This is a genomic window from Demequina muriae (assembly GCF_030418295.1).
Lineage (GTDB): Bacteria > Actinomycetota > Actinomycetes > Actinomycetales > Demequinaceae > Demequina > Demequina muriae.
Genome location: NZ_JAUHQA010000001.1, coordinates 1,070,756 through 1,091,542, shown reverse-complemented (window position 1 = coordinate 1,091,542; position 20,787 = coordinate 1,070,756). Strand labels below are relative to the sequence as shown.

The 20,787-nt window shown below is 68.1% G+C and carries 22 protein-coding genes; 4 read left to right on the top strand and 18 right to left on the bottom strand.

Annotated features, from left to right (window positions below):
• Positions 1-11: 11 nt before the first annotated feature.
• Positions 12-1,205, bottom strand: coding sequence for a low temperature requirement protein A (locus tag QQX02_RS05075; protein WP_301141656.1), 1,194 nt, complete (start codon positions 1,203-1,205; stop codon positions 12-14).
• Positions 1,206-1,276: 71 nt separating this feature from the next.
• Complete coding sequence (locus QQX02_RS05070; protein WP_301141655.1) at positions 1,277-3,712, bottom strand: glycoside hydrolase family 3 C-terminal domain-containing protein; 2,436 nt, start codon at positions 3,710-3,712, stop codon at positions 1,277-1,279.
• Between the two features lie 114 nt (positions 3,713-3,826).
• Between QQX02_RS05070 and QQX02_RS05065 the strand changes: the two genes are divergently transcribed.
• Together QQX02_RS05065 and QQX02_RS05060 are read left to right on the top strand one after the other, a co-directional pair.
• A complete protein-coding gene (locus tag QQX02_RS05065; RefSeq protein ID WP_301141654.1) occupies positions 3,827-4,378 on the top strand; it encodes a TetR/AcrR family transcriptional regulator in 552 nt (183 codons plus the stop codon).
• A gap of 207 nt (positions 4,379-4,585) precedes the next feature.
• The gene (locus QQX02_RS05060) at positions 4,586-5,371 is read left to right on the top strand and encodes a siderophore-interacting protein (protein WP_301141653.1); all 786 of its coding nucleotides are present in this window, start codon (positions 4,586-4,588) and stop codon (positions 5,369-5,371) included.
• Between the two features lie 85 nt (positions 5,372-5,456).
• Here the strand turns inward: QQX02_RS05060 and QQX02_RS05055 are convergent, their stop codons facing one another.
• The 5 genes from QQX02_RS05055 to QQX02_RS05035 form a co-directional block, all read right to left on the bottom strand.
• Positions 5,457-6,308 (bottom strand): aldo/keto reductase, encoded by an 852-nt coding sequence (locus QQX02_RS05055; RefSeq protein ID WP_301141652.1) that lies wholly within the window; start codon positions 6,306-6,308, stop codon positions 5,457-5,459.
• A gap of 97 nt (positions 6,309-6,405) precedes the next feature.
• A complete protein-coding gene (locus QQX02_RS05050; protein WP_301141651.1) occupies positions 6,406-7,812 on the bottom strand; it encodes a CotH kinase family protein in 1,407 nt (468 codons plus the stop codon).
• A gap of 63 nt (positions 7,813-7,875) precedes the next feature.
• Entirely contained in the window at positions 7,876-9,270 is a 1,395-nt protein-coding gene (locus QQX02_RS05045; protein WP_301141650.1) for an MFS transporter, read from the bottom strand.
• A 90-nt stretch (positions 9,271-9,360) separates the two neighbouring features.
• Positions 9,361-9,726 carry a VOC family protein gene (locus QQX02_RS05040; RefSeq protein ID WP_301141649.1) on the bottom strand — a complete coding sequence of 122 codons (366 nt, stop codon included), beginning with the start codon at positions 9,724-9,726 and terminating at the stop codon, positions 9,361-9,363.
• Between the two features lie 188 nt (positions 9,727-9,914).
• A complete protein-coding gene (locus tag QQX02_RS05035; protein WP_301141648.1) occupies positions 9,915-10,601 on the bottom strand; it encodes a fasciclin domain-containing protein in 687 nt (228 codons plus the stop codon).
• 210 nt (positions 10,602-10,811) lie between these two features.
• Here QQX02_RS05035 and QQX02_RS05030 point away from each other — a divergent pair, with 210 nt between their 5' ends.
• A complete protein-coding gene (locus QQX02_RS05030; protein WP_301141647.1) occupies positions 10,812-12,632 on the top strand; it encodes a cytochrome c biogenesis protein DipZ in 1,821 nt (606 codons plus the stop codon).
• 150 nt (positions 12,633-12,782) lie between these two features.
• Complete coding sequence (locus QQX02_RS05025) at positions 12,783-12,956, top strand: hypothetical protein (protein ID WP_301141646.1); 174 nt, start codon at positions 12,783-12,785, stop codon at positions 12,954-12,956.
• A 316-nt stretch (positions 12,957-13,272) separates the two neighbouring features.
• Here QQX02_RS05025 and QQX02_RS05020 read toward each other — a convergent pair whose 3' ends face one another.
• From QQX02_RS05020 to QQX02_RS04970, 11 genes are all read right to left on the bottom strand, one after another.
• Positions 13,273-13,668 (bottom strand): hypothetical protein, encoded by a 396-nt coding sequence (locus QQX02_RS05020; RefSeq protein ID WP_301141645.1) that lies wholly within the window; start codon positions 13,666-13,668, stop codon positions 13,273-13,275.
• A gap of 361 nt (positions 13,669-14,029) precedes the next feature.
• A complete protein-coding gene (locus tag QQX02_RS05015) occupies positions 14,030-14,797 on the bottom strand; it encodes a hypothetical protein (protein WP_301141644.1) in 768 nt (255 codons plus the stop codon).
• A gap of 107 nt (positions 14,798-14,904) precedes the next feature.
• Positions 14,905-15,354: a hypothetical protein gene (locus tag QQX02_RS05010; protein WP_301141643.1), complete on the bottom strand. Its 450-nt coding sequence runs from the start codon at positions 15,352-15,354 to the stop codon at positions 14,905-14,907.
• Positions 15,354-15,707, bottom strand: coding sequence for a hypothetical protein (locus tag QQX02_RS05005; RefSeq protein WP_301141642.1), 354 nt, complete (start codon positions 15,705-15,707; stop codon positions 15,354-15,356). Before QQX02_RS05005 ends, QQX02_RS05010 begins: the two co-directional genes overlap by 1 nt.
• A complete protein-coding gene (locus QQX02_RS05000) occupies positions 15,700-16,215 on the bottom strand; it encodes an Imm61 family immunity protein (protein ID WP_301141641.1) in 516 nt (171 codons plus the stop codon). Before QQX02_RS05000 ends, QQX02_RS05005 begins: the two co-directional genes overlap by 8 nt.
• Positions 16,212-16,430 carry a hypothetical protein gene (locus QQX02_RS04995; protein ID WP_301141640.1) on the bottom strand — a complete coding sequence of 73 codons (219 nt, stop codon included), beginning with the start codon at positions 16,428-16,430 and terminating at the stop codon, positions 16,212-16,214. The genes QQX02_RS05000 and QQX02_RS04995 overlap by 4 nt, the downstream gene beginning before the upstream one ends.
• Positions 16,427-16,870 (bottom strand): hypothetical protein, encoded by a 444-nt coding sequence (locus tag QQX02_RS04990; RefSeq protein ID WP_301141639.1) that lies wholly within the window; start codon positions 16,868-16,870, stop codon positions 16,427-16,429. The genes QQX02_RS04995 and QQX02_RS04990 overlap by 4 nt, the downstream gene beginning before the upstream one ends.
• A 56-nt stretch (positions 16,871-16,926) precedes the next feature.
• Positions 16,927-17,445, bottom strand: coding sequence for a hypothetical protein (locus QQX02_RS04985; RefSeq protein WP_301141638.1), 519 nt, complete (start codon positions 17,443-17,445; stop codon positions 16,927-16,929).
• 121 nt (positions 17,446-17,566) lie between these two features.
• The gene (locus QQX02_RS04980) at positions 17,567-17,968 is read right to left on the bottom strand and encodes a hypothetical protein (protein WP_301141637.1); all 402 of its coding nucleotides are present in this window, start codon (positions 17,966-17,968) and stop codon (positions 17,567-17,569) included.
• Between the two features lie 206 nt (positions 17,969-18,174).
• Positions 18,175-20,439 (bottom strand): hypothetical protein, encoded by a 2,265-nt coding sequence (locus QQX02_RS04975; protein WP_301141636.1) that lies wholly within the window; start codon positions 20,437-20,439, stop codon positions 18,175-18,177.
• Positions 20,436-20,723, bottom strand: a complete 288-nt coding sequence (locus tag QQX02_RS04970; RefSeq protein WP_301141635.1) for a hypothetical protein — start codon at positions 20,721-20,723, stop codon at positions 20,436-20,438. Before QQX02_RS04970 ends, QQX02_RS04975 begins: the two co-directional genes overlap by 4 nt.
• Between the last annotated feature and the right edge of the window lie 64 nt (positions 20,724-20,787).

The following is a 20,787-nucleotide window of genomic DNA, read 5'->3' as shown; positions in this document are numbered from 1 at the left end:
GCGAACCCGGGCTAGTTCTCCTCATTGGAGGCGATGGTGACCGACTTCCGGTTGCGCGTGGCGGGGGTGAGCCAGCCCACGGTGGAGAGCACCACGATCGTCACCAGCGTCGCGATCGTCGGATCGATCTGCGGCATCCACAGCATCGCCAACGCGAAGAAGACCGCCGATGCCACGAGCCACCGCGAGGTCCCGCCGGCCAGGCGCATCAGCAGCGCGCAGGTGAGCGCGACCAGCGCGGCGCCTCCGGCCATGAGCAGCGCCGAGTCACCCGAGGGCTGCTCCAGCTCGATCGCCGTGACCGCCCCCTTGTTCCCGGCGGAGACGAGCAGGATTCCCATGATCAGCGGCAGGTGCAGGTACGTGTACGCGTCGCGCGCGAGGTCGTTGCGATGCTCGGCGTCGGCCTCCTTGAGCGCGTTCTCGAGGGTCGGCCCCACGTCCTTGAAGTAGGGCCACCACAGCGCGATCGCGATCAGCACGCCCAGCAGCGCGATGGCCATCAGCTCCGGGTTGAGGTCGATGCCCGCGGCGGTGATGCCCACCGCCAGCACGGACTCGCCGATCGCGAGGATCACCACCAGGTCGAACCGCTCGGCGAAGTGCTCGCCTGAATGCACCTTCCATCCCGGCCCCTTCACGGACAGCACCCATGTGGCGACGATGTCCAGCGCGACCGTGCCGATCCACCAGTACAGCCGCTCCTGCGGCTCGGCCAGGGCGCCGGCCATCAGCAGTCCCGCCGCGGGGATCCACGCGGCGGTGGACAGCAGGATCTGGCGCCGGATCCGGGCGTCGTCTCGCGCGCCCCAGAAGAACACCGCGGCGTGGATCACCCGGATCAGCACGTAGAACCCCGTGAACGCCAGCGGGGCGAGGCCGCCGCCCTCCGCCTCCCAGAGATCCGGGATGGTGATGGTGAGGCCGAACACCGCGACCATCGACACGATGAAGCCGGCGAGAGGGAGCCCCTTGTCGGCCCGCATGACGTTGCCCAGCCACGCCCAGGAGATCCACACCCACCACAGGATCGCGAGCACCGTGAGGCCCTCCGCGGTCGCGCGCCACGTGAACTCCTTGGCGATCCAGTCGGTCACCTGGATGAACGCGAAGACGTACACGACGTCGAACAGCAGCTCCTTGGGCGTGACGCGGTGGTCTTCGCCGTTGATGCGGGCGCGCAGCGACCAGCGGGAGGGACTCATCTGCCGAGCATAAGCGCGCGACCCGCCCGCGCGGCGCGGGATCAGCGCCGGGGCGGGTCCGTCAGAGACGACTACCGACGCGAGGCGCGCCTCGACGACAGCGCCGTCGCGTTGAGCACGCGGATCAGCCGGTCGAGAGACGCGAACGACAGGCGCCCTTCCGACATCATCGCCAGCGCCCGCAGCGGCATGTTCACCAGGAACGACGTCATGGTCGCGCGCACCTCGTCGGGCATGTCGGCGTCCGTCGGCATCGCCTTCGCCATGATCCCACTCAGCGCCCCGGCGAACCTGCGGCCCAGCCATGTGGTCTTCAGGTCATCGATCGTGGAGTCGTAGTGGAAGGGGAACAGCGGCCGGGGCTCCGGAACCAGGCGGCCGAGCATCGCCGCGAACTCCTTGTCGGTGGCGATGGCCGATGCGGTGGCAGGGGCGGGCGCGATCACGTCGTCCGACGTGAGGCGCAGAGACTTGGTCGCGACGATTCGCGTGGACGACAGCCCGATGCGCAGCTCGTACTCGCCGGCCTCCGCCTTCCAGGCCGCACTCGCGGCGTCGTAGACGGCGAACGAGCGCTCGTCGAGCCTGACTACCGCATCGCCCGTCGCCCCCGGCTCGAGATGCACCTTCACGAATCCCTTGAGCTCCTGCGCGGGCCGGTGCAGCGTCGACTCGCGGTCGTGCACGTACACCTGCACCACGGTCGAGCCGGCGCGATCGCCGGTATTGGTGACCGGCACGGTGACGGTGCGTGACGTGCCGCGGCCGGTGACCTTGGGCTCGCCGATCTCGAACGACGTGTAGCTCAGCCCGTGCCCGAACGGGAACCGCGCGGGCACCCCGAACGTGTCGTGGAACCGGTAGCCCACGTACAGCCCTTCGCGGTACTGGACCTGGGTGGGAGCGTTCGCGAAGTGGTGGTCGGAGGGGATCTCGCGCACATGGACCGGGTAGGACTCCGCCAGCCGGCCGCCCGGCTCCGCATCGCCGAACAGCACGTCGACGATCGCGCTGCCGGCGGCCTGGCCGCCCAGATGGCCGGTGACGATCGCCTGGGGGGCGTCCGCCCACGGCATGTGGACGGGGGCGCCGTGCGACAGCGTCACGACCACGCGGTCGTGCCGGGCGGTGAGCGCCTGGATGAGGCGCTCGTGGGAGGCGGGGAGGTCCAGGTGCGAGCGGTCGTAGCCCTCGGACTCGAAGGATGTCGGCAGCCCGACCATCAGCACCACGACGTCGGCGCCGTCGGCCGCCGCGAGTGCGTGGGCGATCTGGGCATCGGTCGCGTCTCCCGTGGCGGCGTCGTAGCCGGGCGCGTACACGACCTCGCCGGCTCCGCCGAGGCGTGCCCGCATGGTCGCGAGCGCCGTATCCATCCGCGTTGAGTTCACGAGCGAGCTGCCTCCGCCCTGGTGGCGAGGCGTCTCGGCGAACGCTCCCACGAGAGCGATGCGGCCGCGGGGCGCGAGCGGGAGCGTGCCGTCGTTCGTGAGGAGAGTGGTGGCGGCTGCGGCGACGCGGCGGGCCAGTGCGTGGTGGTCGTCGTGCATGGTGACCGGGTCGGCAGGCAGGCGCGAGGCGCGCTCGGCCGCGACCTTGAGCGCGAGCGTGATCACGCGGCCGCACGCGACGTCGAGATCGGCCTCAGCGAGCTCGCCGGACTCGAGCGCGGCCTCGATGCGCGCGTCCCATGCGCCGGAGCTCGACGGCATCTCGAGGTCGAGCCCCGCGTGGATGCCGGCGGCGCGGTCGTGGGTAGCGATCCAGTCGGTCATCACCAGTCCGTCGAATCCCCACTCGTCGCGCAGCACGTCGGTGAGCAGCATGCGGGACTCGCCGGCGTGCTCGCCGTTGATGAGGTTGTAGGCGCACATCACGGTCCATGGCTGAGACTCCCGCACGGCGATCTCGAAGCCGGTGAGGTAGATCTCGCGCAGCGTGCGCTCGTCGACGATCGTGTCCACCCGCATGCGGTCGGACTCCTGGTTGTTCGCGGCATAGTGCTTGAGGCACGCGCCCACGCCCTCGGACTGGATGCCGCGCACCAGCGCCGCCGCCATGCGTCCGGACAGCAGCGGGTCCTCGGAGAGGTACTCGAAGTTGCGTCCGCCCGCAGGGTGGCGCTTGATGTTGAGGCCCGGGCCGAGCAGCACGCCCACCTCTTCGTAGCGGGACTCACGTCCGAGCGCGGCCCCCACCTCCTCGAGAAGCGGCACGTCCCACGTGGATCCGAGCGCCGATGCGGTGGGGAAGCACGTCGCGGGAACCGAGTCGTGGAGGCCCGCGTGGTCGCCGGTGCCGTTCTGCTTGCGAAGCCCGTGGGGACCGTCGGTCAGCATGAATGCGGATAGGCCGTGCGCCTCCGCCGCCTCGGTGTTCCAGAAGTCGGCGCCGGAGACCAGCCGAATCTTCTCGGAGCGCGGGAGGGCCGCGACGATCCCGGCGGCCTGGACGGTGACTCCGGGCGCCTGGGCGGGCGAGACGGCCGATGCGGCGGGGGCGTTCATGGGTGCTCCTTCCGCGGCGACGTCGCCGCGAGTTCGTTGCCCTTATCTAAGGGCGTTAGATAAGGTCCATGCTAGGCCCCGTCGGTGGCCGGGACAAGCACGGGAGGAGGGGTCATGGCCGAGCGGCTCGCTCCCGAGGTCCGGCGTGAACGCATCCTCGACACGGCGCTCGCGATCATCGACGCCGAGGGCCACCGGGGGCTGTCGATGGCGGAGGTCGCGCGGCGATGCGGAATGTCGGCGCCTGGCGTCATGCACTATTTCCCCGATCTGCCCACCCTGCTGGTCGCTCTGGTGCGTCGCCGCGATGAACGCGACACCGCGGGGTTCGTGGCAGCCCTGCCCCCGACGGCCGATGCGCGGACGGTGCTCGACGCGATCGTCGCCAACATCGTGGCCCGGCCCCGCGCGGCGCAGCTCTTCGCCATGGTCGGCGCCGACGCACTGGATCCCGCGCACCCCGGCCACGAGTACTTCCGCGACCGTGCGGACCGGCTGGCCGCCCAGCTCGCGACGTGGCTGGGGGATCAGGACCACGACCGTGCCCGCCGGGTGTTCGCCGCGATGGACGGGCTGCAGGCGCACTTCCTGCGAGACCCCGAGCACTTCGACCTGATCGGTCAGTGGCGCGCGATGGCCGATGCGCTGCTGGGGCCACGGACCTGACCCGCCCACACCGAGCCGCACCCACCCGCTCGCGCGCGACGCACCTGTCCGCAGGCCCCCCTCTCGGCAGCCACGACCAACCGACAGGCTGAACCGGCGCCTCCCCCGTGTCGCGGTGCGTGCGGCTCGCCATGATCCCCAGATGAGCCTGTCGGTCGGTCACGGGGGAGGGCAAGGGGCCCCGCCACGCGTGCTTACGATGACGGCATGGGAGACAAGAGACCACTGCGCACGGTCAGGGTGCTGCGCACGGAGAGGCTGTCGCCCTCCACGCTGCGGGTGATCGTCGGCGGACCGGACCTCGCCGAGCTTCCCCCGCTCGAGTTCACCGACCACTACGTGAAGCTCAGGTTCGGCGACGTCAAGCGCACCTACACGATCCGCTGGCTCGACGCGGAGGCGCTCGAGATGGCGCTCGACTTCGTGATCCACGGTGACGAGGGCCTGGCGGGCCCGTGGGCGGCACGGGCCCAGCCGGGAGACGACCTTCGCTTCGTCGGCCCAGGGGGCAAGTGGGCGCCGCGGCCCGATGCGGACGCCCACGTGCTCGTGGGGGACGAGGCCGCGATGCCCGCGATCGCCGCGGCGCTCGAGGCCATGCCCACCCAGGCCGTCGTGCGCGTCTACCTCGAGGTCGCATCGGCCGCTGACCGCCAAGCGCTGCCGGTGACCGACCGCACCGAGGTGACCTGGGTCCACCGAGACGAGCTGGGCATGGCGTACGGCGAGGCGCTGACCTACGCCGTACAGTCCGCGGCCTGGCCCGAGGGCGACGTCGAGGTGTTCGTGCACGGCAACGCGGACATGATCAAGCCGCTACGGCGTCACCTGTTCCACGACCTGGCCGTGCCGAAGGATCGCGTGTCGATCTCCGGCTACTGGCGCACCGGGATGAACGAGGACGGCTGGCAGTCCAGCAAGGCCGAGTTCGTGGCCCAGATGGAGGCCGAGCAGGACGGACTCTCCACGGCCACCGACCGACCGACCGGATGAACGGAGCGCCTCCGCGCGGGCTCAGTTGATCCGGTCCGTCGGTTGCGGTGAGGGGGCAGGAGGGCCGATGCGGGGGCTGAGCCCCCTACATCTCCTCGTGAGTGTTCGGGTCACCGTCGAACAGCCGACCGTCCTCGCGGGTGAGGCCCGAGATGGCCGCCATCTCGCTCTCGGTGAGCTCGAATCCGAACACGTCCAGGTTGGACGCCTGGCGCTCCGGGGTCGCCGACTTCGGGAGCGGCACGTTGCCCAACTGCACCTGCCAGCGCAGGATCACCTGAGCGGGCGAGACGCCGTGGGCCTCGGCGGCCTGGGCGACGGCGGGCTCCTCGAACGGCGCCTGGCGCTTGCCGAGCGGGCTCCATGACTGCGTGAGGATGCCGCGTGCCTGGTGCTCGGCGCGCATCTGCTCCTGAATGAAGTACGGGTGCAGCTCGATCTGGTTGATCGCGGGCGTCACCCCCGACTCGTCGACGATGTCCGCCAGGTGCTGCGCGGTGAAGTTGGAGACGCCGATCGAGCGCACCACGCCGCTGGCGCGCAGGTCCACCAGCGCACGCCACGCATCGCGGTACTTGTTGGTGAGGGGGTTGGGCCAGTGGATGAGCAGCACGTCGATGCGCTGCAGACCCATGCGCTCCAACGACTCCTCGACCGACGCGATGGCCAGGTGGTAGTCGTGGTGGCGGCCGGGAAGCTTGGTCTGGATGGTGAGGGCGTCGCGCTCCACGCCGTTGTCCTCGAGCCAGTCGCGCGCCGCGCGCCCCACCTCGGCCTCGTTCTCGTAGTTCACCGCGCTGTCGAGCAGGCGGTAGCCGGCGTCGAGCGCCGAGCGCACCGCCTGGTAGCCCTCGTCGCCCTTGAGCGGGTAGGTGCCGAAGCCGATCGCGGGGATCTCATGGCCGTCGTTGAGTGTGCGGGTGGGAATGGTTGTCATGGCTCCACGCTACGCCCGATGCGCATGGCTGCGCGCGCCAGCGGCCGGGCTGGGCGCCTGTCACGCCTGGTGGACGGCCGATGCGGGGGCTGGCGAGTCAGTCCTCGTCGGCGGCCGTGAGGCGGGCCAGCAGCTCGGCCTCCTCGGATTCGACCGTCGCGGGATCGACCAGGTGGGAGGCGTCCGAGGTCAGCAGGTCCGTCCACTCCCCGAGCAGCTCAGCTGCCTCGCCGGAGTCGTACCACTGGGCCTCGAGGTCGGCGAGCGCGGCGTCGTAGAGCGCCTGGAACTCGGGAACCTCGAGGAATCGCTCGACGAGCACCGTCCCGCCGCCCATCCCGCCCATCCCGCCGCCCGCGCGGTCGGCGGGAAGCTCGGACGCGTCGATGCCCTCAGGCAGGTCGCCCGGCTCGAACCCCTCCGGCATGTCGGAGGGATCGAAGCTCTCGGGGAGCTCGCCGGGTTCGAATCCTTCGGGACGCTCGCCCTCAGGCATGCCGCCGCCCCCCGCGCCCGCATCGGGCCGCTCCCCGAACCCGCCCATGCCGCCGCCAGGCATCGAGCCGTAGGCGAGATTGAGGTCCCAGTTCACGACCGTCATGAGCTCTGTCTCGGGATCCCAGTAGAGGTAGGCGTTGTTGCCTGGCCCGTCGATGTCGTCCGTGTTCTGCACGAGGTCCTGGAAGGCCAGATACGTGGCGAAGGCCTCGACGTCCAGCCATTCCGACAGCGACGCGGCGAACTCCTCGTCGTCGGAGTCGTTGATGAATTCCAGGAACGCGATCAGGGGCGTGAGGTCGTCATCGCCGCCCTTCTGGTCGAAGGAGGTGGCGTACTCGTCGGGGTCGTCGCCGCGGTAGGACCAGTCGCCGGTGGACTCGGCCTTGTAGAGGGAGCCGTCGCCGAGTTCACGCTCCATCCAAGCCTCGTCGGGATTCTCGACCACGAGCCTCAGTGCAGGGTCGGAGTCGCCGGCGCTGAAGGACACCGCGATCGCCTGCTCCGCCGCGGGCCCAGTGGCGTCGAGGATGTCGAGGGCGAGCGCCTCGTTGAGCGACGCCTCGGCACTGTTGGATCGCACGGCGAACTCGCTCGCGCCGTCGAGCGATTGTCCATCGACGTACTTGTCGAGGCTGATGATCCACGGCAGGTCCTCAGGGCTCTCCGCCTGCTCCTCATTCAGCCCGCGCAGCGACGAGTTGCCCTTGAGCTTGAGCCCGACGTTCTCGAACGTCTCGCCGTCGATGGTCACGGTGGCGGAGATCCACACCTTCTCTCCCGACTGGAGATAGGCGCTGATCAGTGACTCGTAGTCGCCCGCGTCGTAGTCGACCTCGATGGTGTGCAGCACCGAGGAGTCCCACACCGCAGGCATCACTGCCGAGGAGGAGCTGATGGATGGTGGGGTGGCGGCGTCGTCGGCGTCGGTGGGCGTGGTGCACGAGGCGAGCATCAGCGCTCCGGCGATGCCGGCGGCGACGCGGAGGGGCTTGGGGAAGGTCATGCCCTCAGTCAACGGGCCGATGCTGGGAGATGCCTGGGAGCCTGCTGGGAGTTGGGGAAGGCGTCAGAGCCGACGGCCCTCGCGCAGCACCTCTCGTATGCGCGGGACGGTGACCCCCGCATCGGCCATCTCGGCACGGGTGCGGCGGCGCGAGTAGAGGATCCCCGCGACGCCGATCGCCCACGGCACCACCATGGTGGACAGCGCGATGCGGTAGTCGCCGAGCGAGTAGTCGGATGTGCCCGGTGCGACGATCTGCAGCGCGGCGCCCACGAGTGCCACGGCGAGCACGGTGGCCGCGAAGCCCCCGATGTTCACGAACCCCGTGGCGGTGCCGAGCCGTCCGCGGATGCCGAACGTGCGCGCGTAGTCCATGCCCACGAGCGACACCGGCCCGCCGAGTCCGAGCACCACGATGAGGCCCGCCAGCTGCCACAGCGGGCGGGGCGTCGACGGCAGCAGAATAGCCGCCCATGCGATCGCGATGGCGGTCGCCCCTCCGAGGATCAGCCAGGACCGGCGCAGGGGATGGCGCGCGGTGAGGGTGCCGATCACCGGCGCGGCGGCGATGTTAGTCATGACGAGCAGCGTGAGCAGCCCGCTCGCCTGAGCGGCGGAGAGTCCCTGCCCCTGGACGAAGAAGGGCACTCCCCACAGCAGCGCGACCGTGTTGGCCGAGAACAGTCCAGTCCAGTGCGTCCAGAAACCGAGCTTCACGCCTGGAGGCCGGATCGCATCGCGCATGCGCAGCGCAGGCGCGGCGCTCGCGGCGGCATCGCCCCCAGACGGCCGATGCGCGGGCCCAGCGGGCGCCACCTCCCCGGAGGCGCCGGTGACGGACGGCACGGAGTGGTGCGCGTGGTCGTCCGGCGGCATCCGCACCTGCCACAGCGACATCGCGCCGGCGAACAGGCCGAGCGCGGCGAGGGCCGCAAACGTGGGCGTCCAGCCGTGCTCGTGCAGCAGCCACGCGACGGGGATCGCGCTCGCGAGCTGCCCCACCTGACCGAGCGTGCCGGTGATCTGCACCATGACCGGCGCGCGTCGTGGCGGGAACCACTCGGACACGAGCCGGGTCGCGGCCACGAACACGGGGGCGTCTCCAGCGCCGATCAGCACGCGCGCCACGAGCGCCCAGCCCAGGTTGTCGGTGAAGGCCAGCAGCAGCTGTCCGACGCCCATGATGAGCGAGCCGGCCAGCAGCATGCGCTTGGGCCCCAGCCGGTCGAGCAGCGCGCCGGCGGGCAGCTGGAGCGACGCGTAGACGGTGATCTGCACCACCGAGAGCGCCGACAGCCCGAGCGCCTCGACGCCGAACCGATCCAACGCCTCCACGCCGGCGACGCCGAGCGCCGTGCGCTGCACCACCGCGACGAAGTAGATGAACGCCGCCGCCGCGAACACGATCCACGCGGTTCGGGGGGTGAGCGAGCCCCGGGCGGTGGCGGGCAGGCTCATGCGGGCTCCTTAGATGAGGGCAGGCTCCACGCTAGTGTCCCAGCCCGGAGGATTGCCCAGGACCCTCGGCCCGTGCGTGCCGGCCTCCCGTCAGCCCATCTGCGTCGTGCCCTCGTAGAGCCCGACCGCGTTGCCGTCGGGATCCACGAACACGGCCCACCAGCTCGTGGCGTCGATCGGCGACTTCTCCATCAGCACCGTGCCTCCGTGCTTGATGACCAGAGCGAGAGTGACCTCGATGGAGTCCACCTCGACGTACGAGCGTGGCTGCGTGAAGTCCGCCGACCGCGGGGCGAGACCGCCGCTTCCGACCTCGTTGGGCGTGCTCCACATCGGGTAGCCCTCGAAGCCGGGCGGCTCGGAGATCTGCCACCCGAACAGCGTGCCGTAGAACTCCGTCGCGGCTCCCATGTCCGAGACCGGGATGTCGATGTGGGTGATGTCGCCGTGCGCCATGGCGCCTCCTCGTGTTCGGCCACCGCTGTGCCGGGCGCCCGGGTGGCGCACCGTCCACGGCACGAGTGTCCTGCGGCGCGGCGAGCTCGGCAACCGGAGCGACGATGCGCGGGCAGGAACGACCGCGGCCGCCGACACCCGGGGGTGTCGGCGGCCGCGTCCTCAGGGAGAGAGGTCGGTGACCAGGACTACGGCATCAGCACCGTGTCGATCAGGTAGACGGTGGCGTTCGCGGTCTGGACTCCGCCGCACAGCACGGCGGACTCGCCGTTGACGGTGAAGTCGTCGCCCTCGCCCATGACCTCGAGCTCGGCGCCGTTCACCGTGGTGTGGGTGCCGGAGATGTCCATCGGCTCGATCTGGCCGGGGATCACGTGGTAGGTCAGGATCGAGGACAGCAGCTCGGCGTCCTCCTGGAGCGCGCCGATGGTCTCGTCGTCGATCTTCGCGAAGGCGTCGTCCACGGGGGCGAACACGGTGAACTCGTCGCCGTTCAGCGTGTCCACGAGGTTCACGTCGGGGTTGAGCTCGCCGCTCACCGCAGACACGAGCGTGGTGAGCATCGGGTTGTTGGAGGCCGCGACCGCGACCGGGTCCTGCGACATTCCCTGGATCGAGCCGGCGCCGTCGGGCACCTCTTCCGCGTAGGCCATGCAGGCCGGGCCCACGAGGTTCGCGGCCGGGTCCATCGCCATGTCGTCCTCCATCGCGTCCTCGGACATCGCCGGCTCGGGCGACTCCTCGGTCATCGCGGGGGTCTCCGACATCGCCGGGTCCATCGCGTCGTCGTCGGACGCGGAGCAGGCGGACAGCACGAACGTGCTGGCCACCGCGAGCGCGAGCCCTGTCGAGAACTTCGTCTTGGCTGTGAGCATGACTGCCTCCGTTGTACTGAGCCCGAGCGTCCGGGCCATGGGTTCAGCGCCCCGAGGAGCGCCCGCCGCTGGTGCGGCGACACCCCGAGTTCGCGCGGCCTCGCCGGGCGGATTGGTGCGATGTCGAGAAACGTCGGCGACCGCATCGGCCGTCCAATCCGTGACCCATTCCCGAGCGAACCTGCCGCGACGACTAGGAAGGTCACGGACATGGAACTTGTCATCATCGGGCTGCTCGGCGGCCTCATCACCGGCATCTCGCCGTGCATCCTGCCGGTGCTGCCGGTCATCTTCCTCACGGGCGGCGCGCAGTCGGCGCGGACCTCGCAGGGATCGAGCATTCCTCAGATCGACGCCATCGGGCCTGGGGGCGTCGCGCGCACCGGTGGTGCGGCGGTCAGAGTGCGCTCGGCAGTTAATCCGGCACGGTCCGATGCGGCAGTTGCGTCGGTCTCGCGCTGGCGCCCCTTCCTCGTCATCGCGGGGCTCGTGACGAGCTTCACGCTCGTCACGCTCGTGGGATCGCTGATCCTCGGCGCGCTGAATCTGCCGCAGGACATCATTCGGTGGGTCGCGATGGCAGTGCTGGTCGCGATCGGGCTCGGGCTCATCGTGCCGCGGTTCGAGCACCTGCTCGAGCGCGCGTTCACATGGGTCCCGCAGCGACGCGTCGAGAACAACCGCGGCGGCTTCGGTGTCGGCCTCGCTCTCGGTGCGGTCTTCGTGCCGTGCGCCGGACCGGTGCTCGCGGCGATCATCGTCGCCGGATCGACCGGTCAGATCGGGTGGGGGACCGTGCTGCTCACGATCTCCTTCGCGATCGGCGTCGCCGTCCCGCTGCTGTTCTTCGCTCTCGCCGGCCGCCGCGTCGCGGAGCGCGTCAAGGCGTTCCGCCGTCGCGAGCGCGGGCTGCGCATCACCGCCGGCGTCGCGATGATCGCGCTGGCGATCGGCCTCGCCTTCAACCTTCCCCAGACCCTGCAGCGGCTCGTGCCCGACTACACGGCCGGCATCCAGCGCGACCTCACCGACAACGAGAGTGCCCAGCGCGCTCTCGACCTCGGCGGGCTGATCAACGACGAGAACAAGGACCTCGACCGGTGCACGAACGGCGCGACCGAGCTGGAGAGCTGCGGCACCGCGCCCAGCATCAAGGGCATCGAGGAGTGGTTCAACACCCCCGACAACGACGCCATCGAGCTCGAGGACCTGCGCGGAGAGGTGGTGCTCGTCGACTTCTGGGCCTACTCGTGCATCAACTGCCAGCGTTCGATTCCCCACACGGTCGCGTGGAACGAGGCGTACGGAGACCTGGGGCTGAACGTCATCGGCGTCCACTCTCCCGAGTACGCGTTCGAGAAGGACCCGGGCAACGTGCGCGCCGGCGCCGAGGACTTCGGCATCACCTACCCCGTGGCGATCGACAACAACCTGTCGACGTGGACCAACTACCGCAATCGCTACTGGCCTGCGCACTACCTGATCGACGCCGAGGGCACCGTGCGCCACATCGCGCTCGGCGAGGGCAACTACGAGGCGACCGAGGGGCTCATCCGTGAGTTGCTGCGCGACGCGAACCCTGACGTTGACCTGCCAGGCGACACCGACGTTGAGGACGTCACTCCCGATGTCGGGTCGACCACGCAGGAGACTTTCCTCGGCACATCCAAGGACGTGAACTACGGCGGCGAGGGCCGCTACGCGCCGGGCGAGGGCACGTACGCGTTCCCGGACGCGCAGCCCGACGACTCCTTCGCGCTCTCCGGAGACTGGGTGCTGGAGACGCAATACGCGACCCCCGCATCGGCCGATGCAAGGGTGAGGCTGAACTTCCATGCCTCGCAGGTGCGGATGGTGCTGGCAGGCTCCGGCACCGTCACGGTGAGTCTCGATGGTGGTGAGATGCGCACCCTCGAGGTGGACGGCACGCCGCGATCGTATGGCCTGGTGGAGGCGGTGACCGAGGGGCAGCATGTGCTCGACGTCACGCTCTCCGACGGGGTGGAGGCGTACTCGTTCACCTTCGGGTGAGAGGCCGGCGCGACAACGGCCGTCGGCACCGGGGGGAGGTGACGACGGCCGCTGTCTTCTCCAGAGATTACTCCCGCGAGAGGGGTGCTGGTGAGCGTGACCTGAGCGGCGCATGGAATGGGTTCCCGCGTGACGACGTTGATACGAGGCATGAAGACACTCATCATCGTTCTGCTCATCGCGTTCGCTGCTATCGCCGTCATCGGCTTCGTGGTCGAGGCGCTGCTGTGGCTCGCCCTCATCGGCCTGATCCTCTTCGCGGTCACGTCCATCTACTGGTGGCTGCGCGCGAAGAAGTCGCGAAGCTCGACCGCCAAGGCCTGACGCCCGCTCTCAAGGCTCGCCTCTCGCCGCCAGTTCCGCTGGTGGTGGGGGCGAGCCTTCTGCGTGGTGGGGGTGGGTTGAGCGTTCGGGTGACGTGGGCGGTCACGGCCGGTGTTCCGGTAGCGGGATGGGCGTGATGCCGAACAGAGGCTTGCCTTCCGGATGCCGGAACGAGGCGACAATGTCTCCGACATCCTCGGTCAAGACGTGAGAGGCAAAGGCGGCGTTGTATCGCGCCGCGTGCTGCATCGCGAGCTCTCCATTGACGATCAGGCCGGCGACGCCGCCGTCATCTGTGATGGTGCACCTGGGATCTTCACCCTTGACCAGGGATACTCGGGCTTCCTTCGTTGCGCAGATATGCGACAAACGCAGGCGTCAGGACGAACGACGATGTCCCATTCTCGACCAGGACTCCAAGATGCGGCTGCAATGACGAGATCAAGGCTGCGCCCGTCATCTCGAGAGCGTACGGAACGACCGACTGTGATCGTTGAAGCGCGAGTTTCGAGGTGAGGGTGACAACGCAGTCGTGCGTGTCGCGCTCCACCATCAGTGGCGTGAAGCCGCCCGGCTTTGCTGGGTCGCCAGTCGACGGCACGGCGACAGTGATCTCGAGAAACAGGCGGCCCATGGCAACACGGGTGCCCTCCTCCGAGGCACGGGCGTCCATGAGCGTGTTCAATACTTCCTGGGGAGAGGGAGTTGTCATAGGCCCTCCTCGATGCGCGTGATAGATGCTTTGGCTTGCTCAGGCGACCGGTCGTAGATTCGCCCGCTGAGATCCCATTCGTACCATTGGCCACAGGCGCCGCACTGGTAAACGCGCAAGTAGGTAGTGTGAGCTTCGCGCACCAACGCGACTCGGTCGAACCCCAGTGTGAGGAGTTCACGCCTGCAGATCTCGCAACCCCATTGGTCAGTTCCCAAGCTGGAACAGCCCTTCGTATTCCCATCCACTTCCCATCCACGCGAGGATAGACGCATCGCCCTGGATCCAGGCGGCGCCGGCGCCCCGCTTTGCGCGACGAACTCCTGAATATCGATGATCGTGACTAAGGTCCCGTCGGATCTCAGGGGAGGGCTGTGTGCGTCTCGGCGAGGTCGGCGAGCTCCGAGACGGGGACGACGGCCTCGTAAACCCCAGCGTCGGTCTTGGCGAGCCGGAGAGATTCGGCGTCATGCACGTCTTGGCCCACATAGACCATCTGAGCGACCGGCCCTCCTTCCGCGCCTTCCATGCCCACCACTTGCACACGGCGACCACGCCAGGTGCCGTGCAATCGGACCACGTCGAGCGAATCGACCTGATCGCGAGCGACTGTTGTCCACCAAAGCCCCCGTGGTGACGCCCGCATGTCGGAGCGCTCCGTGGGAGAGCAGATCACCACAGAGCCGTCGGGAAGAATGTCAGCGAGCATCCGTTCACCGCGGATGGTGGCCCAGGTGCCGACGATCTCGGGAAATCGCACGGGGGTGGGGCGCAGTTGCTGCTGCTGCGTGGGACCAACCCACCCCAGCGCGACGTGGCCATAGGTGGCCAGCTGCTCCTCCGAGCCGTCGGCATTGACGCGCCACAGCGTTGTACCTGCGGGGATGGGAGATGGGCTCATCCACCAGTAGGGCACGAAGCCTGAGGCTGACTCCACGAACCCCGTTCCAGACAACGGCGAATGGTCTGCGAACGGTGGCAGGTCACTGGGCTTGTCTCCACCTGGGCTGGACAGTTGCATGGCACCCGTGATCGGGATGCGCAGGATGTCCACTGAAGGCGCCTCGGCATTGAAGGGCGACCCTGGGAACGCGAGTCCGAGTTCGCTATGCAGGTCCGCGACAGTCATTCCCGGCGCGAGATCCTGGCCCCGCACGACATAGCCGCCCAGCCAGGGGATGCCAGCCTCAACCAAAGATCGGGCGCGCGCACCTGTGACTGCTTTCACCATGAACGTCACGAAGGCGCCTCTCCATTCTTGATCCACGGCGGATCGATCGGGGCGCGGGTAGTGACGACTTCCATGTCAGGATCGTCGGGCTCCACGATCTTGATCCATGGCTCCCCGGGCCGTCCGTCCCACTCGAACCCTGCCTCCTCCAGCACGTCATCGGGCGCCCTGGACCCATTGGATTCGCGAGCGGGGGTGATCACGAGCGTGCCGATGCCGTTTGGACTGACATGCACGGCGATGCCCCGATACGTGCCGTGGTTGCGGTAATCGACGCACTCCAACCACTCGTTGTCCGATACCCAGTAGTCGAACATGTGGTGGCGCCCAGCAACAAAGCCGGGGTGCGCGTGTTCTGACCACGCGCAGTAGCGGCCGCTGCGGTCGCGGCCCACGGGAAACTCCTCACCATCGATAATGACGAACTGGCCATTGGGGTATGCAGGACGCCTCACTATGGTCCTTCCCGCACGAATGAGGCCAGTCGACTGTCCCAAACAGCCACGAGCTCGGGTCCGTTGGGTCCGACCTGCCAGAGCTTCGCGCCCTCATTGAGGCTCATCGGGAGCGCGTCATCGGGGACGTGATACTCCGGGCGCCACACGCTGTCCTTGTTGAGGGTGAAGCCGCTGTCGGCGAAGGGTTGGCCCATCTCAACGTCGCCGCTGAACTGGGGCGAGTAGGGAGTGTCGAGCACGTGAGCATCTGGCGTGGTGAACTCGATGTAGGTGCGGCCCTTCGCTGGATCCTCGTCGTTGCCTGCGCGCACCGCGTCGATTGCGGTGGCCGCACGCGTGCTGTCATTCACCGGCGAGAAAGCGCTGGAGCCGTGGTCCCCCGCGAGGGTCCGTGAACCAGGTGCGCAAGGTCTCTGGTGGCGTATCCGCGTACCAGGAGAAACGCACTGCTCGATAGGGCACGCTGGTGTGAAGGAAACACGCCACCGCGTGGCCGGTTGTCGAGTCGACGAGTTCGGCCCACCCGTCGCCGACCTCATTGATGCGGTATCCATCTGCTAGGTCATCGATTTCGTACGGGAGAAGGATCTGGGCCAAGCCCAGTTGGGACCGTACGTCCCAACCGATCTGCTCAGCAAGGTGCCGCTCAATGTCGGGCAGTTCCGTGGCGACCATGAGAACCGTCTCGTCTTCTGCGCGTTCGGCCCGCGACAGCATCCACTGACCATCCTCATTGCGGACGTAGAAACGGATCTCGCCGCCTTCGTCAGCGATAACGACGGAACTGTCGTCGACGAGGCGCCGGTAGCCCGCTTGCGCGGCCCAGGCGGATAGCGCAGTCAGCACCTCGGTGTTCATGATGCCGCCGTCGGCTTCACCTCGGACAGCACCTGCAACCGGATCAGTTCCTTCACGCTCATGCCCTTGCCTGCGACGTCCGCGAGCCCGCCGGACACTCGCGCGGTCTCGCCGCGACCACGCAGATGCTCCGCGGCCTCCCACTCGGATGATGGTTCCGATTGCCTGGCGTGCGAAGCACGGCGTCGGGCCGATGCGCACTTCGGGGCGATCATTGGCTCTGGGGCGCCTGGGGGTAGAGCTTGGCGTGCCACCACGGTGGCAGGTGCTCGTCGGCGCGCCGATGCGTGAACCATTCGGCTTGCCACTCCAGGTCAGTCATGGGTGGGTCCGTCACGGCGGGTTCACTCAGGTCGTTCACCATGATGTCGAGTTCTTGTCCGGGTTCGAGCCACGCTTGAATCTGGAACCAGGTGCCCATTTCCCGTTCATAGCAGGTGCGTCGAAGCTGCATGAGAAGCTCACCGATTGGCGGGGGCGCCTGGTGCCGGTCCATCGGCCCGCTCGGGCCCGAGTCCCGACCCGAGGGATGGTGCAGGTCGAGCGCAACGTACGAGTGCTGGGTTGTGAACGCACCCACCACGGATACCGTCGTCACCTCGTCATTGAGGTAGGAACCAAGTAGTCCCTGCAAGCGCGCGGGAATCGTCGACACGGACGTGCGACGAGCCCACTCCGCCTGCCGTTCCCTAGCTTGGGCGGCGGGATCAGTCACGAGCGGCGTTCCGGCAGTGGGATGGACGTGATGCCGTACAGAGGCTTGCCTTCCGGATGCCGGAACGACGCGACGATGTCATTGATGTCCTCGGGCAGGATGTGGGAGGCGTAGGCGGCGTCTGACGGTGACACGTGTTGCATGGCGAGCTCGCCATTGACAATCAGACCGGTGACACCGTCGACTTGGGTGATGCTGCACCGGGGATCGAGATCCTCGACGAAACTCGAGATCATCACGATCGGGCCGCGCCGGGCGCTGAATCCCACCAACTGGGCCATCCATCGCTCCGCGTAGGTCCATGACGAGAACTGTTCGTGGCGCGTATAGCCGTCCGCGCGCTCGTTCTTCGAGTACCGGTCAACGCTTCCATCCGGGTGCATGACCCAGCGGTCGTGAATGCTCCACAGGCCGGGTCCTATATCGAACTGCATCCCGTCGGCCGACAGCGCCCACTCGAACTTCGCATCCTCGATCAGGCCCATCATCAGTGGCGAGATCACGATCCCGGTCATCGCAGCACCAGCGCATCGAAGACTTCCGGCGTCACGAGTTCGTTTTCGAGGGCCCGTTTGGGTTTGTGCCCGACGTCGTGCATCCTCTGTTGCATTCCACTACTAATCTCGCGCAACGGGGTCAGTCCTTCCCCTCCGGCTGACCCTGCTGCAGTAGATCCGCTCGCACGGACGCCAGGAGCTCGGGTTCGAGTACGACCACACCCTGCCGACCGACGACGGCGAGCCCTTGCTCGGGCGCCAGGTATACGACGAGGTCGAACCCAGTGATCGTGAGTTGGTACGGGGCTGCGTGCGCCACCTTTCCGGCACCCTCGGCTGTCGTGAATACCGCTGGGCTCGGGTGGGCTGCAGGAGGGAACATGACCGGCGTGATGTCCGCAAGAGTCGTAGCGGCACTCGCGCTGGGAAGTACCAGCACTGACCTCACTACCTCGCGCATGAGCCGCACTCGAGAGGCGTCGTCCTCTGGCGCCGCGGCAATGAGCCGCTCGAGCTCGGTGTCTGAAGATTCTGTCGTCATTTACTCGCCTTCCCGCATCGCGTCGTTCGCATATTTCTCGTCGACGGCTGCAGGGCGGCCGAGGGGAGTGTCTTGCCACCACGTCCCACAGTGTCGGCAGCGGTAGAAGTCGCTTTGCAAAGACACGACTCTCCCTTTGAACACGTACGGTGCTCTATCGCCCACGTACCAGCCGGTAGTGCAGCGATCGCAACCCGACCCTTCGGTCATTGGAACACCCTCATGACGGTCCTCGTGCCATCTGGCATCACTTCGAACAAGGCGGTACCCCTTGGTAACGGCATTCCGCCATCAACGACTGCTTCTCGCGTGGGATTCGTATAGAAGAGGCCATCTTGTTTGACCGCCGTGAAGCCTCCTGGAACGAAGTGAATGTTCCCACCGGCATCGTGAAAGGTTGGCACTCTCAATTCGAGACCGTCCAGCGGTACGTTGATGCCGAACAGGCGACCACCTTCCAGGGCAGCGCGCTCGACTGAGGGCGCCATACCCGTGAGGATCGCAGCAGATCGGGCGTCGACAATTCTGGCTCCGTCGTCGGCGGGCATCAGGAACGCAACCCGGCCCTTAGCTCCCAGGGTCACGTCTTGGCCCTCGAAGAACTCGAGCGCGGCCTCACCGAAGAAGGACTCGCCCCTCGAGACGTCGTCCGTCCACGCAGGCCGGGTGCCGGGGTCCTGCCATTCCCCGCTCTCAATGCGCTCGCGAACCAACTCGTCGTAGGTGTGACCGTTGTGACCGTCAACTGTCAGTTCGCTAGGGGAGCCGGGTCCTGGTCCGTCGCCACCTCCCGAATAGGCGGCGTCATCGACGGCGCCGCCCGCGTTAGCCGTGTCAGCGGCATCGGGAGCGCTGGTGTCATCGCCTGCGCGCACTGCGTCGTCGGCGGCGTCACTCCCAGGACTGCTGGGGCTGTCGTCGGGCTTGCCGGCAGCAGTGGACGGCCCGGAGTCGTCGCCTGCACGTGCGGCGTCGTCTGCGAGCCCGCCGGGGTTGGTGGTTGCGTCGGCGTCAACGCGAGGGGCGTCAGCGTCGGGCCTAATAGTCGGTGCGTCGGCGTCCACCCGGATGGGTGGTGCGTCGATGTTGACGTTGACGTCCATGTCGATCTTGAAGCCGCCCCCACCGAGGCGGGCCAGGACGGCCGGTCCAAGGTTGTCGAGCTTGGTCAGAGCGGACGCGATACGGGTGGCGCCGGCAGCCGCGGACAGGCCCTTCGCGCCGGCCAGTGCCCATCCGCCCACGGGGATGAACGCGGTGCCGATGTTCAGGATCGTCTCAGTCGCGGCCTGTGCGGGGGCGTCTTCCCAGGTGTCCCACGCGACCAGCGACTTGCCGAGCTCGGTGACCGTCTCGAGGGAGTCGGAGTAGGCGTCGGGGCCGTTGACCGCGAGGTTGATGAAGCCGAGCGGCCCACCGGTCAGCGTGGAGATTGACACCACGATGTCGCCGATGCCGGCCCAGGACTGCTTGAAGTGTTCGCCGTCACCCCATTCACCGGTCATGTAGTTGTAGGAGATCAGCGATCCCAGGCCCTCGACGGTGCCCTTGCCGAACTCGTAGAAGCCGTGGCCCACCTGCTCGCCGCAGTTGCGCTTCTCCTCGACCCGTGACCCCCACGGCAGCTCCACGCCGTCCTGCTTGAGCTGCCACGCCTCGACGGCCTCGAGCGGTGCGACGCACGCGTCCTCACGCAGCGCATTGATGCGGTTGGCACAGTCGACTTCCGCCGAGTGGAGCCGGGCGTACAGGTCCGCGACCTCGTCCATCAAGTCGTTGTTGCGGCCCACGTGCTCGCCGGATTCGAGCCACGACACGAGGATCTCGACCGTTCCTCCCGAGACTCGTGCGGTCTCGCCGCGTCCGCGCAGGTACGCGACGGCATCCCACTCGGAGTACCACTCCGACTCAGTGGACGCCGCGCCGTTGGTGCCGTACGTCGACGCGTTGTAGGACGTGGAGTAGGACCCGGTGCCGTACGTCGACGCGCTGTAGCTCATGTGCGCGGAGGCGTTGCCGTCCCATTGATACGCGGTGGTCGACGATGCACGCATCCACACCTTGTTGCCGGGCTCCAGGGAGTCCACGAACTCCTGGGCGCGGGTCCGCACCTCATCGAAGCTGATGCGCAGGGGCTCGATCTCGCCCGCGAAGTCCTCCAGCGCACGCGCCATCGTGTCGAGGTTGGCGGCGAAGGTCACCAGCGAGGTCCCGGGGGCCGTCATCGCATTGTGCACGGGCTCGGCGCCGGGCATCTCGAACGCGGCGGGGACGGCCGTCCACGCGGTGGAGACGTCGGACACACCGGTGCGGACCTGTGAGGCGACGTGGCGCGCCTGCTGACACGCATCCGTGATGGCGGCGGCGTTGAGCTGACCGCCGGTGTTGTCACTCGAGGCGGCCCCGGGGATCTTGTCGGGCTGGATGAGGCCGTCAGACGCCACGCACTGCTCGGCGCTGACCGCGGTCACGGCGCTCCGCCCATGCCCGTGCTGCCCATCGACGTCGCGATCTCGGTCGCCTGGGTCTCGTCGCCGGCTCGGATCGCCTCCGCTGCGAGGGCGGTGGACTCCAGCGCCGTGGAGTACTGGCCCAGGGCCGTGCTCACCCTGTTGGTGAGCTGGTCGGTGAGGAACCCGGATACGGACTCCATGACCACACCGTCAAAGCCGGTGGACCGGGACAGCACGTCCACGCACTGCTCACCCAGCGCCGGCGACAGTGTCCCGTCGGACGATGCGACAGCGGACGCCACGGCGTTCGCCCCCTCGGACGCTGAAGTGAGAGCCTGCTGGAGGCTCACCAACTCGACACGCCAG

Bases quoted from the DNA above. Each gene is read 5' to 3' on its own strand.
- QQX02_RS05035 (WP_301141648.1), bottom strand. From the start codon at position 10,601: ATGCTCACAGCCAAGACGAAGTTCTCGACAGGGCTCGCGCTCGCGGTG.
- QQX02_RS05040 (WP_301141649.1), bottom strand. From the start codon at position 9,726: ATGGCGCACGGCGACATCACCCACATCGACATCCCGGTCTCGGACATG.
- QQX02_RS05065 (WP_301141654.1), top strand. From the start codon at position 3,827: ATGGCCGAGCGGCTCGCTCCCGAGGTCCGGCGTGAACGCATCCTCGAC.
- QQX02_RS05025 (WP_301141646.1), top strand. From the start codon at position 12,783: ATGAAGACACTCATCATCGTTCTGCTCATCGCGTTCGCTGCTATCGCC.
- QQX02_RS05015 (WP_301141644.1), bottom strand. From the start codon at position 14,797: ATGACTGTCGCGGACCTGCATAGCGAACTCGGACTCGCGTTCCCAGGG.
- QQX02_RS05060 (WP_301141653.1), top strand. From the start codon at position 4,586: ATGGGAGACAAGAGACCACTGCGCACGGTCAGGGTGCTGCGCACGGAG.
- QQX02_RS05050 (WP_301141651.1), bottom strand. From the start codon at position 7,812: ATGACCTTCCCCAAGCCCCTCCGCGTCGCCGCCGGCATCGCCGGAGCG.
- QQX02_RS05020 (WP_301141645.1), bottom strand. From the start codon at position 13,668: ATGACAACTCCCTCTCCCCAGGAAGTATTGAACACGCTCATGGACGCC.
- QQX02_RS05055 (WP_301141652.1), bottom strand. From the start codon at position 6,308: ATGACAACCATTCCCACCCGCACACTCAACGACGGCCATGAGATCCCC.
- QQX02_RS05070 (WP_301141655.1), bottom strand. From the start codon at position 3,712: ATGAACGCCCCCGCCGCATCGGCCGTCTCGCCCGCCCAGGCGCCCGGA.
- QQX02_RS05030 (WP_301141647.1), top strand. From the start codon at position 10,812: ATGGAACTTGTCATCATCGGGCTGCTCGGCGGCCTCATCACCGGCATC.
- QQX02_RS05000 (WP_301141641.1), bottom strand. From the start codon at position 16,215: ATGAACACCGAGGTGCTGACTGCGCTATCCGCCTGGGCCGCGCAAGCG.
- QQX02_RS04995 (WP_301141640.1), bottom strand. From the start codon at position 16,430: ATGATCGCCCCGAAGTGCGCATCGGCCCGACGCCGTGCTTCGCACGCC.
- QQX02_RS04985 (WP_301141638.1), bottom strand. From the start codon at position 17,445: ATGACCGGGATCGTGATCTCGCCACTGATGATGGGCCTGATCGAGGAT.
- QQX02_RS04980 (WP_301141637.1), bottom strand. From the start codon at position 17,968: ATGACGACAGAATCTTCAGACACCGAGCTCGAGCGGCTCATTGCCGCG.
- QQX02_RS05045 (WP_301141650.1), bottom strand. From the start codon at position 9,270: ATGAGCCTGCCCGCCACCGCCCGGGGCTCGCTCACCCCCCGAACCGCG.
- QQX02_RS05075 (WP_301141656.1), bottom strand. From the start codon at position 1,205: ATGAGTCCCTCCCGCTGGTCGCTGCGCGCCCGCATCAACGGCGAAGAC.